Source organism: Bacillus sp. FSL W8-1202 (genome assembly GCF_038006165.1).
Lineage (GTDB): Bacteria > Bacillota > Bacilli > Bacillales > Bacillaceae > Bacillus > Bacillus subtilis.
In genome coordinates, this window is the sequence record NZ_JBBOUR010000001.1 from 2,830,406 (window position 1) to 2,842,694 (window position 12,289).

General features: G+C 41.9%; 14 protein-coding genes. All 14 read left to right on the forward strand.

Annotation, left to right across the window (positions count from 1 at the left end; translation table 11 throughout):
• Position 1: 1 nt before the first annotated feature.
• Entirely contained in the window at positions 2–1,075 is a 1,074-nt protein-coding gene (cheB, locus tag NSQ09_RS14760) for a protein-glutamate O-methylesterase CheB (protein ID WP_014476816.1), read from the forward strand.
• A 5-nt stretch (positions 1,076–1,080) separates the two neighbouring features.
• Positions 1,081–3,099, forward strand: a complete 2,019-nt coding sequence (gene cheA, locus NSQ09_RS14765; RefSeq protein WP_341031844.1) for a chemotaxis protein CheA — start codon at positions 1,081–1,083, stop codon at positions 3,097–3,099.
• 21 nt (positions 3,100–3,120) lie between these two features.
• Positions 3,121–3,591, forward strand: a complete 471-nt coding sequence (cheW, locus tag NSQ09_RS14770; RefSeq protein WP_003231938.1) for a chemotaxis protein CheW — start codon at positions 3,121–3,123, stop codon at positions 3,589–3,591.
• An 18-nt stretch (positions 3,592–3,609) separates the two neighbouring features.
• Complete coding sequence (cheC, locus tag NSQ09_RS14775; RefSeq protein ID WP_003231935.1) at positions 3,610–4,239, forward strand: CheY-P phosphatase CheC; 630 nt, start codon at positions 3,610–3,612, stop codon at positions 4,237–4,239.
• Positions 4,236–4,736, forward strand: coding sequence for a chemoreceptor glutamine deamidase CheD (gene cheD / locus NSQ09_RS14780; protein WP_341031845.1), 501 nt, complete (start codon positions 4,236–4,238; stop codon positions 4,734–4,736). The genes cheC and cheD overlap by 4 nt, the downstream gene beginning before the upstream one ends.
• A gap of 22 nt (positions 4,737–4,758) precedes the next feature.
• A complete protein-coding gene (gene sigD, locus NSQ09_RS14785) occupies positions 4,759–5,523 on the forward strand; it encodes an RNA polymerase sigma-28 factor SigD (protein ID WP_003220911.1) in 765 nt (254 codons plus the stop codon).
• 28 nt (positions 5,524–5,551) lie between these two features.
• Complete coding sequence (gene swrB, locus NSQ09_RS14790; RefSeq protein WP_015252089.1) at positions 5,552–6,055, forward strand: swarming motility protein SwrB; 504 nt, start codon at positions 5,552–5,554, stop codon at positions 6,053–6,055.
• A gap of 143 nt (positions 6,056–6,198) precedes the next feature.
• On the forward strand, positions 6,199–6,939 hold the full coding sequence (gene rpsB, locus NSQ09_RS14795; protein ID WP_003220918.1) for a 30S ribosomal protein S2: 741 nt from the start codon (positions 6,199–6,201) through the stop codon (positions 6,937–6,939).
• Positions 6,940–7,040: 101 nt separating this feature from the next.
• Positions 7,041–7,922: a translation elongation factor Ts gene (gene tsf, locus NSQ09_RS14800; RefSeq protein WP_003231929.1), complete on the forward strand. Its 882-nt coding sequence runs from the start codon at positions 7,041–7,043 to the stop codon at positions 7,920–7,922.
• Between the two features lie 145 nt (positions 7,923–8,067).
• Complete coding sequence (gene pyrH / locus NSQ09_RS14805) at positions 8,068–8,790, forward strand: UMP kinase (RefSeq protein ID WP_003220923.1); 723 nt, start codon at positions 8,068–8,070, stop codon at positions 8,788–8,790.
• Position 8,791: 1 nt separating this feature from the next.
• Complete coding sequence (gene frr, locus NSQ09_RS14810) at positions 8,792–9,349, forward strand: ribosome recycling factor (RefSeq protein ID WP_003231927.1); 558 nt, start codon at positions 8,792–8,794, stop codon at positions 9,347–9,349.
• A 130-nt stretch (positions 9,350–9,479) separates the two neighbouring features.
• Complete coding sequence (locus NSQ09_RS14815) at positions 9,480–10,262, forward strand: isoprenyl transferase (RefSeq protein ID WP_003231925.1); 783 nt, start codon at positions 9,480–9,482, stop codon at positions 10,260–10,262.
• Between the two features lie 3 nt (positions 10,263–10,265).
• Positions 10,266–11,075: a phosphatidate cytidylyltransferase gene (gene cdsA / locus NSQ09_RS14820; RefSeq protein WP_003231924.1), complete on the forward strand. Its 810-nt coding sequence runs from the start codon at positions 10,266–10,268 to the stop codon at positions 11,073–11,075.
• Positions 11,076–11,134: 59 nt separating this feature from the next.
• Complete coding sequence (dxr, locus tag NSQ09_RS14825; RefSeq protein ID WP_341031847.1) at positions 11,135–12,286, forward strand: 1-deoxy-D-xylulose-5-phosphate reductoisomerase; 1,152 nt, start codon at positions 11,135–11,137, stop codon at positions 12,284–12,286.
• The last annotated feature ends 3 nt before the right edge of the window (positions 12,287–12,289 follow it).

A 12,289-nucleotide genomic window follows, 5' to 3' on the forward strand; every position in this document is an offset into this window, starting at 1 on the left:
TTTGATTCGTGTGCTTGTAGTTGATGATTCGGCTTTTATGAGAAAAATGATAAGTGATTTTCTGACCGAAGAAAAGCAGATAGAAGTAATCGGAACTGCGAGAAACGGAGAAGAAGCGCTTAAGAAGATTGAATTATTAAAACCGGATGTTATTACTCTAGATGTTGAAATGCCGGTCATGAATGGGACAGATACGCTCCGCAAAATTATTGAGATTTATAACTTGCCGGTCATTATGGTGTCTAGCCAGACCGAGAAAGGTAAAGAATGCACAATTAATTGTTTGGAGATCGGTGCCTTTGACTTTATCACAAAGCCATCAGGCTCAATATCTCTGGATTTATACAAAATTAAAGAACAATTAGTTGAGCGTGTCGTCGCGGCAGGACTTTCCGGCAAGCGGAAACGTCCTGTTTCCCAGACAGTTCGGCCCGAACCTATTGTGCGTGCTGTCGTTAAGCCTGAATTAAGCAAACCGAAACCTGGCACGGGCAGACAAATTGTGTGTATCGGCACATCAACAGGCGGTCCACGGGCGTTACAAAAGGTGATACCGAAGCTCCCTAAGGATTTGAACGCACCAGTGGTTGTCGTACAGCACATGCCTGAAGGGTTTACTGCTTCTTTGGCTGATCGGCTGAATCATTTATCTGACATTCAGGTAAAAGAAGCAAAAGATGGTGAAGCAGCTCTTAACGGCTGTGTTTACATAGCACCGGGCGGAAAAAACATATCCGTTATTAAAAACAGCGAAGGACTCCAGATTGTGCTTGATAACCATGACACACCAAGCCGTCATAAACCATCTGCTGATTATTTATTCCGTTCTGTCGGGAAACTGACAGATTATGAAAAAGTAGCGGTTATCATGACCGGAATGGGCAGTGACGGCACTGCTGGGCTAAAGGACATGCTAACAGCCGGCAATGTGAAAGCCATTGCGGAGTCTGAAGAATCTTGTGTCGTATACGGGATGCCAAAAGCTGCTGTTAAAGCGGGTCTCATTCATGAGATTAAACATGTGGAAGATATCGCAGCATCCATCACAAGCTGTGTGAAAAAAGAGAGGGTGTGATTCAAATGGATATGAATCAGTATTTAGATGTCTTTATTGATGAGAGTAAAGAACATTTACAAACATGTAATGAAAAGCTTCTTCTTTTAGAGAAAGACCCGACTGATCTTCAGCTCGTACATGATATATTCAGGGCTGCCCATACATTAAAAGGAATGAGCGCAACGATGGGCTACACGGATTTAGCACATCTTACCCATCTGCTTGAAAACGTGCTGGATGCAATCCGAAACGGAGACATGGCAGTCACCTCAGACTGGCTGGATATTTTGTTTGAAGCTCTGGATCACCTGGAAGCAATGGTTCAGTCTATTATTGATGGCGGGGATGGTAAAAGAGATATCTCAGAAGTGAGTGCCAAGCTTGATGTGAATGGTGCGCACGCTGAATCCGCTGCCTCCGCGGAACCTGCAGAAGTACAGAGTTCAGCATCTGATTGGGAATATGATGAATTTGAACGTACAGTTATACAAGAAGCGGAGGAGCAAGGCTTCAAACGATATGAAATCAAGATTTCTCTGAACGAAAACTGTATGTTAAAAGCAGTTCGTGTCTATATGGTGTTTGAAAAACTAAATGAAGTCGGAGAAGTAGCCAAAACAATTCCAAGTGCTGAAGTGCTTGAAACAGAAGATTTTGGAACTGATTTTCAAGTTTGTTTCTTAACACATCAATCAGCGGAAGACATTGAACAATTAATCAATGGCGTATCGGAAATTGAGCATGTTGAAGTCATTCAAGGGGCTCCTTTAACATCAGCTGAAAAGCCTGAAGAATCTAAGCAAGAAGATTCACCAGCAGCAGCTGTACCAGCGAAGCAGGAGAAACAAAAACAGCCTGCTAAAAACGATGAACAGGCGAAGCATTCAGCCGGCGGATCTAAAACAATTCGTGTCAACATTGACAGGCTTGATTCTTTAATGAACTTATTTGAAGAGCTTGTCATTGACCGCGGGCGTCTCGAGCAGATTGCGAAAGAGCTTGAGCACAATGAACTGACTGAAACGGTTGAACGAATGACGAGAATTTCCGGAGATTTGCAATCGATTATTCTGAATATGAGAATGGTCCCGGTTGAAACTGTTTTTAACAGATTCCCGAGAATGATTCGCCAGCTTCAGAAAGAGCTGAATAAAAAAATTGAACTCTCGATCATCGGTGCGGAAACTGAACTGGATCGTACAGTAATTGATGAGATCGGAGATCCACTCGTTCACTTGATCAGAAACAGTATTGACCATGGTATCGAGGCGCCGGAAACACGTTTGCAAAAGGGAAAACCGGAATCAGGAAAAGTTGTGCTTAAAGCTTATCACAGCGGCAACCATGTCTTTATCGAAGTAGAGGATGACGGCGCAGGCCTTAATCGCAAAAAAATTCTGGAAAAAGCGCTTGAGCGCGGGGTCATAACGGAAAAAGAAGCTGAAACCTTAGAAGACAACCAAATTTACGAATTGATTTTTGCTCCGGGGTTCTCAACTGCTGACCAAATTTCTGATATTTCCGGCCGCGGTGTAGGACTTGACGTTGTAAAAAACAAACTGGAGTCTCTTGGCGGTTCAGTCAGTGTGAAATCAGCCGAGGGTCAAGGCTCTCTATTCAGCATCCAGCTGCCGCTTACCTTGTCTATTATTTCAGTTCTGCTGATTAAGTTGGAAGAAGAGACATTTGCTATTCCGATTTCTTCAATCATTGAGACAGCAGTTATTGACAGAAAAGACATTTTGCAAACGCATGACCGTGAAGTGATTGACTTTAGAGGGCATATTGTCCCTGTCGTTTATTTAAAAGAAGAGTTTAAAATAGAAGATACAAGAAAAGATGCGGAACAGCTCCATATCATTGTCGTCAAAAAAGGCGACAAACCTACTGCATTTGTGGTGGACTCCTTTATTGGCCAGCAGGAAGTTGTGCTGAAATCACTCGGAGATTATTTAACAAACGTCTTTGCAATTTCCGGAGCTACTATTTTAGGAGACGGAGAAGTAGCGCTCATTATTGATTGTAATGCACTGATTATTTAACCATTCGAGGAGGTGTCTCACATGACTGCAGAAATTAAAACAGGCGAAAAAATGATAGTCTTTATGGTAAATGGCAAAGAATATGCCATTTCCGTCACTCAGGTGAAATCAATTGAAAAATGGCAAAAGCCAACGAGGGTACCTGGCGTCGAACCATATATTTGCGGGGTAATCAATTTACGCGGGGTGGTGACTCCGGTTATTGATTTAAGAAAACGCCTGAATTTGCCAGAGTATGAAATTACCGATGAAACACGAATTATCATTATTGCTTATCGTGATATTGAAGTCGGCTGGATTGTGGATGAAGCGAATGATGTGATTACCGTACACGAAAGTGAAATAGAATCTGCTCCAGAAGGCGTTCAGAAAGATACGGATGTGTCGATCGAACAGATTGTGAAACAAGAGAACAGACTCTTAAATATTATTGATGCGAACGCGGTTTTGGATAAAGAATCATCTCAGTCCGCTGTGCCCGATCAAGCTTAATCTTAAAGGGGTTATGACATGAGTATTTTTAATGGAATCAAAGAAGAGCAGATGGACATTTTGCGGGAAGTCGGCAATATAGGCGCCGGCCACTCCGCCTCTGCAATGGCCCAGCTGTTAAATAGAAAGATAGATATGGAAGTCCCATTTGCAAAGCTGCTGTCTTTTGATGAGCTTGTTGATTTTTTCGGCGGCGCCGATGTCCCGGTTGCCAGCATCTTTTTAAGAATGGAAGGCGATTTAACGGGTTCAATGTTCTTTATAATGCCTTTTTTTCAGGCGGAGCAGTTTATCAGAGAGCTGATTGGAAACCCCGATTTTGACATAGAGGACTTAGGTGAAGACCACATGAGCTCATCCGCTTTGCATGAACTGGGCAATATTTTAGCGGGGTCATATTTAACAGCTTTGGCGGATTTGACGAAACTCCAGCTCTATCCAAGTGTTCCTGAAGTCTCATTGGACATGTTCGGAGCTGTGATCAGCGAAGGGCTGATGGAGCTCAGTCAGGTTGGAGAACACGCCATTGTTGTCGACACGTCAATTTTTGACCAAAGCCATCAGCAGGAGCTGAAAGCGCATATGTTTATGCTGCCGGACTATGATTCATTTGAAAAGCTCTTTGTCGCCTTAGGTGCATCATTATGAGTACAACTGAGGCTGTTGTTATAAAGGTTGGGATTGCTGACGTGAAGATCGCCCGCTTCCCGGATACCATCCGGACCTCTGGTTTGGGCTCATGTGTGGGGCTGGTGCTTTATGATAAAGAAAAGCAAACGGCGGGTCTTGTTCATGTCATGCTTCCGGATTCGACGTTATCGAAAACTGCCGAGCTCAACCGGGCTAAGTACGCTGACACCGCCATACAGACCACGATTGATATGCTGATAGAAGCGGGATGCCGGAAATTTGCATTAAAAGCAAAGCTGGCCGGCGGATCAGAGATGTTTAAATTTAAATCGACAAATGATTTGATGAAGATCGGACCGAGAAATGTATTAGCGATAAAAGAACAGCTGTCTTTATTTAATATTCCTATTATTAGTGAAGATACGGGCGGCTCAAGCGGCCGGACGATAGAATTTGAACCGAAGTCCTGCATGCTGCATATTCGAACTGTTAAACAAGGTGAAAAAACGATTTAATTAAGGTATTAGGGGGATAACAATGCAATCCTTGAATTATGAAGATCAGGTGCTTTGGACGCGCTGGAAAGAGTGGAAAGATCCTAAAGCCGGTGACGACTTAATGCGCCGTTACATGCCGCTTGTCACATATCATGTAGGCAGAATTTCTGTCGGACTGCCGAAATCAGTGCATAAAGACGATCTTATGAGCCTTGGTATGCTTGGTTTATATGATGCCCTTGAAAAATTTGATCCCAGCCGGGACTTAAAATTTGATACCTACGCCTCGTTTAGAATTCGCGGCGCAATCATAGACGGGCTTCGTAAAGAAGATTGGCTGCCCAGAACCTCGCGCGAAAAAACAAAAAAGGTTGAAGCAGCAATTGAAAAGCTTGAACAGCGGTATCTTCGGAATGTATCGCCCGCGGAAATTGCAGAGGAACTCGGAATGACGGTACAGGATGTCGTGTCAACAATGAATGAAGGTTTTTTTGCAAATCTGCTGTCAATTGATGAAAAGCTCCATGATCAAGACGATGGGGAAAACATTCAAGTCATGATCAGAGATGACAAAAATGTTCCGCCTGAAGAAAAGATTATGAAGGATGAACTGATTGCACAGCTTGCGGAAAAAATTCACGAACTCTCTGAAAAAGAACAGCTGGTTGTGAGTTTGTTCTACAAAGAGGAGTTGACACTGACAGAAATCGGACAAGTATTAAATCTTTCTACGTCCCGCATATCTCAGATCCATTCAAAGGCATTATTTAAATTAAAGAATCTGCTGGAAAAAGTGATACAATAATGAATTTCATGGTTAGCGAGTGAAAAACATGTCAACACTATTATGGCTTTTAAGCTTTACGCTCCACGGCGTTCTTCTGTACGCTGTCATTATCCTGTATACGAGGCTCGCTGCAGTGAAAGAAACAGAAAAACAGCAAAAACAGATACTTGAAGAGACGGAAAACACCTTGGCGGCATTTCTGCTTGAATTAAAAGAAGAAAATGAGAAACTGATAGAAAATAAAGCTTCATCTGCAAGTCAATCAGATGAAGAATCCCAAAAGCCAGGCCTTCAGCACTCTGAAACATATCAAGAGCGGGATCCAGTTCAAGAGGCAGAGAATCTTCCTGAACATATTGAAGGTCTGATTACAGAGGTTGACCGTCGGGAAGAGATCGTAAACAGTGAGGTCCAATCATTTGAAGACCAGGTCATAGAATTATATGAACAGGGATATTCGGCAAGTCAAATTGCCCAGAAAATGAAGAGCGGAAAGACAGAAATCGAGCTATTTTTAAAATTTCGCTCCAAAGGTGTAAAGGATTCTTGATTGTCGGATAAAGCTGTGTTATATTATGTCTTGGTGTTAAATACACACGCTTAACGATTTATGCAGAGGGTGCTGCAGGCGGCAGTTCTGCACAAAAATGACCTAAGCGGAGGAAAAAAACCATTATATTAGGAGGAAATAACATGTCAGTCATTTCTATGAAGCAATTGCTTGAAGCTGGTGTTCACTTCGGTCACCAAACACGCCGTTGGAACCCAAAAATGAAGCGTTACATTTTCACGGAGCGTAACGGAATCTACATCATTGACCTTCAAAAAACAGTCAAAAAAGTAGAGGAAGCTTACAACTTCACTAAAAATCTTGCTGCTGAAGGCGGAAAAATCCTTTTCGTCGGAACAAAAAAACAAGCTCAAGATTCTGTTAAAGAAGAAGCTCAACGCTCTGGCATGTACTATGTCAACCAACGCTGGTTGGGCGGTACATTAACAAACTTTGAAACAATCCAAAAACGTATTAAACGTCTTAAAGACATTGAAAAAATGCAAGAAAACGGTACGTTTGATGTACTTCCTAAAAAAGAAGTCGTTCAATTGAAAAAAGAATTAGAGCGTCTTGAAAAATTCCTAGGCGGAATTAAAGATATGAAGGATCTTCCTGATGCATTATTCATCATCGATCCTCGCAAAGAGCGCATCGCTGTTGCGGAAGCTCGCAAATTAAACATCCCTATCATCGGTATCGTAGATACTAACTGTGATCCAGATGAAATCGATGTTGTTATCCCAGCGAACGATGACGCTATCCGCGCTGTTAAACTTCTAACTTCTAAAATGGCAGATGCAATCTTAGAAGCGAAGCAAGGCGAAGAAGAAGCGGAAGTTGCTGAAGAAACTGCACCAGAAACAGAAACAACAACTGCGTAACCTATTCAAAAGGTGATAAGAGGGACTGCCTTTTATCACCTTTTTTCAAGAAAAATGTGTAATATACATACTCTTGTTTAAACATATAAGGAGGAATACAAATGGCAATTACTGCACAGCAAGTAAAAGAACTGCGTGAAAAAACTGGCGCGGGCATGATGGATTGTAAAAAAGCGTTAACTGAAACTGACGGAGATATGGACAAAGCAATTGACCTTTTAAGAGAAAAAGGGATTGCAAAAGCAGCGAAAAAAGCTGACCGTATCGCAGCAGAAGGTTCTACTCTTATTAAAACTGACGGCAACAAAGGCGTTATCCTAGAAGTAAACTCTGAAACTGATTTCGTTGCGAAAAACGAAGGCTTCAAAGAGCTTCTTAACACTTTAGCTGACCACCTTCTTGCAAACACGCCAGCAGATGTTGAAGAAGCAATGGGTCAAAAAATGGAAAATGGCTCAACTGTTGAAGAGTACATCACAAGCGCTGTTGCTAAAATCGGTGAGAAAATCACTCTTCGCCGCTTTACAGTTCTTACAAAAGACGACAGCTCTGCATTCGGTGCTTACCTTCACATGGGCGGCCGCATCGGTGTATTAACTGTTCTCAACGGTACAACTGATGAAGAAACTGCGAAAGATATCGCAATGCACGTTGCTGCAGTTAACCCTCGTTACATTTCTCGTGATCAAGTATCTGAAGAAGAAACAAATCATGAGCGTCAAATCTTAACTCAGCAAGCCCTCCAAGAAGGCAAACCTGAAAACATCGTAGCGAAAATGGTTGAAGGCCGTCTGAACAAATTCTTCGAAGAAATTTGTCTATTAGACCAAGCGTTCGTTAAAAACCCAGATGAAAAAGTGAAACAAGTTATTGCAGCGAAAAACGCTACTGTTCAAACTTTTGTCCGCTATGAAGTTGGAGAAGGCATCGAAAAACGTCAAGAAAACTTTGCTGAAGAAGTAATGAACCAAGTGAAAAAATAATGGTGAAAAGATTTCGCGGCTAAGTCGCGTCTTTTCAGGCAGTATAGGGGACACATTTTGTGTTCCCTATTTTTAAAACTATATTTACAAACCTTTTTTTCTCTTGCATAATAGAAAACGGCAATGTTTACACTTGGAGGTTATCATGGAAAAACCAAAATACAAACGTATCGTATTAAAGCTTAGCGGGGAAGCATTGGCAGGAGAACAGGGAAATGGAATTAACCCGACTGTCATTCAATCCATTGCAAAGCAAGTGAAAGAAATCGCTGAGCTTGAAGTCGAAGTGGCTGTTGTTGTAGGCGGCGGCAACTTATGGCGCGGAAAAACAGGAAGTGACCTGGGCATGGACCGCGCGACTGCTGACTATATGGGAATGCTGGCGACAGTAATGAATTCGCTTGCTCTTCAAGACAGCTTGGAAACACTCGGAATCCAGTCCAGAGTGCAAACATCCATTGAAATGAGACAAGTTGCTGAACCGTACATAAGAAGAAAAGCGATACGCCACTTAGAGAAAAAACGTGTCGTTATTTTCGCTGCGGGCACAGGAAACCCATATTTCTCAACTGATACGACAGCTGCACTGCGGGCTGCTGAAATTGAGGCAGACGTTATTTTAATGGCTAAAAATAACGTTGACGGTGTGTATAATGCTGATCCTAGAAAAGATGAATCAGCTGTTAAGTATGAATCACTTTCTTATCTTGACGTTCTTAAAGACGGCCTGGAAGTCATGGATTCAACAGCTTCCTCTTTATGCATGGACAATGACATTCCGCTTATCGTCTTTTCTATTATGGAAGAAGGAAATATCAAACGTGCCGTTATCGGTGAATCAATCGGAACGATCGTGAGGGGGAAATAACGTGTCAAAAGAAGTATTAACTCAAACAAAAGAAAAAATGGAGAAAGCAATTGCTGCTTATCAGCGCGAATTGGCTACTGTACGCGCAGGGCGTGCAAATCCATCATTATTAGATAAAGTAACGGTTGAATATTACGGAGCGCAGACACCTTTAAATCAGTTGTCTTCTATTAACGTGCCTGAAGCTCGTATGCTCGTTATCACACCATACGACAAAACAGCAATCGGCGATATCGAAAAAGCGATTTTAAAAGCTGATTTAGGTCTTACACCAACAAGTGACGGCAATATGATTCGAATTGCAATTCCGGCACTAACAGAAGAGAGACGGAAAGAATTAGTGAAAGTTGTAAAAAAATATGCTGAAGAAGCAAAAGTAGCTGTTCGTAACGTTCGCCGTGATGCTAACGATGATCTCAAAAAACTTGAGAAAAACGGAGACATTACTGAGGATGAACTGCGTGCTTCCACTGAAGACGTTCAAAAACTGACAGATGAATATGTGTCAAAAATTGACAGTGTCACAAAAGACAAAGAAAAAGAAATCATGGAAGTTTAATGAAAAACTATGTACAATAGATAATAGTGAAAAGACCCTCTCATGTTTACAGGGGGTTTTTTTGTTAATACTGTTGATTACATTGATTATCAGCAGGGAATGTAACCTTTTTGGGTGACGGAGGAATCTCATGCTCAACATACTCAAAAATTGGAAGAATCAGCAAACTGCGGCTTCCAACTTAGAACGTTATACAAAAGAAGACATACTTAAGGGAGAAATTCCCGAACACATCGCCATTATCATGGATGGAAATGGCCGTTGGGCTAAAAAACGCTCTCTTCCCAGAATTGCAGGCCACCATGAAGGGATGAAGGTGGTAAAAAGGACCACGAAGCTCGCAAACGAATTAGGTGTCAAAGTACTGACATTGTATGCATTTTCAACAGAAAACTGGAAAAGACCGAAAATGGAAGTCGATTTTTTAATGAAGCTTCCGGAAGAATTTTTGAATACGTATCTTCCAGAGCTTGTTGAGGAAAATGTACAGGTTCGGATCATTGGGGATGAAACGGCTTTGCCCGCGCACACATTACGTGCGATTGAAAAAGCTGTACAGGACACGGCGCAAAACGACGGAATGATCCTTAATTTTGCTCTTAACTATGGAGGCCGTACTGAAATTGTCAGTGCTGCAAAATCACTCGCGGAAAAAGTGAAGGAAGGCTCTTTGAATATTGAAGACATTGATGAATCGCTTTTTTCTACTTATTTGATGACTGAATCTTTGCAGGATCCTGAACTTTTAATTCGAACGAGCGGCGAGATAAGGCTGAGTAATTTTATGCTATGGCAGGTTGCCTACAGTGAATTTGTCTTTACTGACGTCTTGTGGCCTGACTTTAAAGAAGATCACTTCTTGCAGGCGTTAGGAGAGTTTCAGCAGAGAGGCCGGAGGTTTGGCGGAATTTAGAGGATGGTGGACATGAAACAAAGAATTTTGACAGGTGTTCTGGCAGCAATTGTATTTTTATTTTTGGTTATTGTCGGGAAATTGCCGTTCACCATATTAATTTATGCTATGGGCAGTGTGGCGCTTTTTGAACTTTTACGGATGAAAAAGCTGAAGCTGGTTTCACTGCCGGGTTTGATCGGTCTTTTATTATTGTGGATGTTCTTATTGCCAAGCCAGTATTCGTTTTTTGAAGCGGACGGGATTTCCAAAATGGAAATCGCTTTATTTGCGGTACTGCTATTGCTGACTTACACAGTGTTGGTCAAGAACACCTTTACTTTTGATGAAGTCGGATTTATTACGCTTGCAGCAATTTACATCGGAATGTGTTTTCATTATTTTATCGAAATCAGAAATCTTGACCAATACGGATTAACATACATTTTTTATGCGTGTGTTGTCATTTGGTCCACCGATTCCGGTGCCTATTTTGTTGGTAAATCGCTTGGGAAGCGGAAACTGTGGCCTGAAATCAGTCCGAATAAAACAGTGGAAGGGTTTGCAGGCGGAATTGTCATCGCACTTGTATTGGCGACGATTTTTCAGCTTGTTGCACAACTTCCGATCCCGTATATTTATCTGCTGTTGATCACGCTGTTTTTGTCTGTTTTTGGACAACTGGGAGATTTAGTGGAATCCGCGTTGAAAAGACATTACGATGTAAAGGATTCTGGGAATATTCTTCCCGGGCATGGCGGTATATTAGACCGTTTTGACAGTTTCTTGTTTGTCATGCCTTTCTTGTACTTTCTGCTTGCCCTTTTTTCATAAAAAAGTCTAAATGAATATGAGACTGATCATGCAGCAATAGAATAGGAGTAGTGGCAACTTTGAAAAATATTTGTCTTTTAGGAGCAACAGGATCAATCGGTGAACAGACTCTTGATGTACTGCGTGCACATCAAGATCAATTTCAGCTGGTATCTATGTCGTTTGGCAGAAATATTGATAAGGCCGTTCCAATGATTGAGGTCTTTCAGCCGAAGTTTGTCTCTGTCGGTGATCTGGATACATATCATAAATTAAAACAAATGTCTTTTTCTTTTGAATGCCAAATCGGGCTGGGAGAAGAAGGACTGATAGAAGCAGCAGTGATGGAGGAGGTTGACATTGTTGTCAACGCTTTGCTTGGAAGCGTCGGCCTTATCCCGACGTTAAAGGCAATTGAACAGAAAAAAACAATTGCGCTTGCAAATAAGGAAACTCTTGTCACTGCAGGGCATATAGTAAAAGAACATGCTAAGAAATATGATGTTCCGCTGCTGCCTGTTGACAGTGAGCATTCAGCCATTTTTCAAGCTCTTCAAGGCGAACAGGCTAAAAACATTGAACGCCTCATCATTACTGCATCCGGCGGAAGTTTTCGGGACAAGACGCGGGAGGAGCTCGAATCAGTAACAGTTGAAGATGCATTAAAACATCCAAACTGGTCAATGGGTGCAAAAATTACAATTGATTCGGCTACAATGATGAATAAGGGATTAGAGGTGATCGAGGCACACTGGCTTTTCGATATACCTTATGAACAAATTGATGTGGTTTTACATAAGGAGAGCATCATCCATTCAATGGTTGAGTTCCATGATAAAAGTGTGATCGCACAGCTCGGAACTCCGGATATGAGAGTCCCCATTCAATATGCGCTCACTTATCCTGACCGATTGCCATTACCAGATGCGAAAAGGCTTGAATTATGGGGAATCGGCAGCCTTCATTTTGAGAAAGCTGATTTTGACAGGTTCCGATGCTTACAATTTGCTTTTGAATCAGGTAAAATAGGAGGAACAATGCCGACAGTGCTAAATGCGGCAAATGAAGTAGCTGTCGCTGCCTTTTTAGCTGGCAAGATACCGTTTTTGGCTATTGAAGACTGTATCGAAAAGGCACTAACCCGCCATCAATTACTGAAAAAACCGAGCCTGGCGGACATTCAAGAAGTGGACAAAGATACCCGGGGATACGTCAATTCAATACTCACATAAGGT

Bases quoted from the DNA above. Each gene is read 5' to 3' on its own strand.
- pyrH (WP_003220923.1), top strand. From the start codon at position 8,068: ATGGAAAAACCAAAATACAAACGTATCGTATTAAAGCTTAGCGGGGAA.
- cheD (WP_341031845.1), top strand. From the start codon at position 4,236: ATGAGTACAACTGAGGCTGTTGTTATAAAGGTTGGGATTGCTGACGTG.
- sigD (WP_003220911.1), top strand. From the start codon at position 4,759: ATGCAATCCTTGAATTATGAAGATCAGGTGCTTTGGACGCGCTGGAAA.
- rpsB (WP_003220918.1), top strand. From the start codon at position 6,199: ATGTCAGTCATTTCTATGAAGCAATTGCTTGAAGCTGGTGTTCACTTC.
- cheW (WP_003231938.1), top strand. From the start codon at position 3,121: ATGACTGCAGAAATTAAAACAGGCGAAAAAATGATAGTCTTTATGGTA.
- NSQ09_RS14815 (WP_003231925.1), top strand. From the start codon at position 9,480: ATGCTCAACATACTCAAAAATTGGAAGAATCAGCAAACTGCGGCTTCC.
- cheA (WP_341031844.1), top strand. From the start codon at position 1,081: ATGGATATGAATCAGTATTTAGATGTCTTTATTGATGAGAGTAAAGAA.
- cdsA (WP_003231924.1), top strand. From the start codon at position 10,266: ATGGTGGACATGAAACAAAGAATTTTGACAGGTGTTCTGGCAGCAATT.
- swrB (WP_015252089.1), top strand. From the start codon at position 5,552: ATGTCAACACTATTATGGCTTTTAAGCTTTACGCTCCACGGCGTTCTT.
- cheC (WP_003231935.1), top strand. From the start codon at position 3,610: ATGAGTATTTTTAATGGAATCAAAGAAGAGCAGATGGACATTTTGCGG.
- tsf (WP_003231929.1), top strand. From the start codon at position 7,041: ATGGCAATTACTGCACAGCAAGTAAAAGAACTGCGTGAAAAAACTGGC.